Source organism: Rosenbergiella australiborealis, assembly GCF_018494035.1.
GTDB lineage: Bacteria > Pseudomonadota > Gammaproteobacteria > Enterobacterales > Enterobacteriaceae > Rosenbergiella > Rosenbergiella australiborealis.
This window is the reverse complement of sequence record NZ_JABBFO010000047.1, coordinates 1-431: the sequence shown is the minus strand read 5'-3', so window position 1 is coordinate 431 and position 431 is coordinate 1. Positions and strand designations below refer to the sequence as shown.

Annotated in this window: 1 tRNA gene; it reads left to right on the top strand. The window is 47.1% G+C overall.

From position 1 onward, the window contains the following. The first annotated feature begins 112 nt into the window (after window positions 1-112). Window positions 113-188: transfer RNA gene (locus HGT73_RS14650), tRNA-Glu, on the top strand. Window positions 189-431: the final 243 nt, after the last annotated feature.

Here is a 431-nt window from a genome sequence, read left to right as displayed (position 1 = left end):
GGGAACCTGCGGTTGGATCACCTCCTTACCTATAAGATACATGACTGCGTAGTGCTCACACAGATTGTCTGATGAAAGTAAAGAAGCAAGGCGTCTTGCGAAGCAGACTATTGTCCCCTTCGTCTAGAGGCCCAGGACACCGCCCTTTCACGGCGGTAACAGGGGTTCGAATCCCCTAGGGGACGCCACTTGCTGGTTTGTGAGTGAAAGTCGCCGCCAAAAATATCTTAAAGATGACTTACGAGTCGTGTTTGAGATATTGCTCTTTAAAAATCTGGAAACAAGCTGATAAATTGAAAACACTGAATCATGAATAATGATTCGGAGTCTCTCAAAGACTTTTACAGTCTACAGCGTCTAAGACGTCTGTGGGTTGTGAGGTTAAGCGAATAAGCGTACACGGTGGATGCCCTGGCAGTCAGAGGCGATGA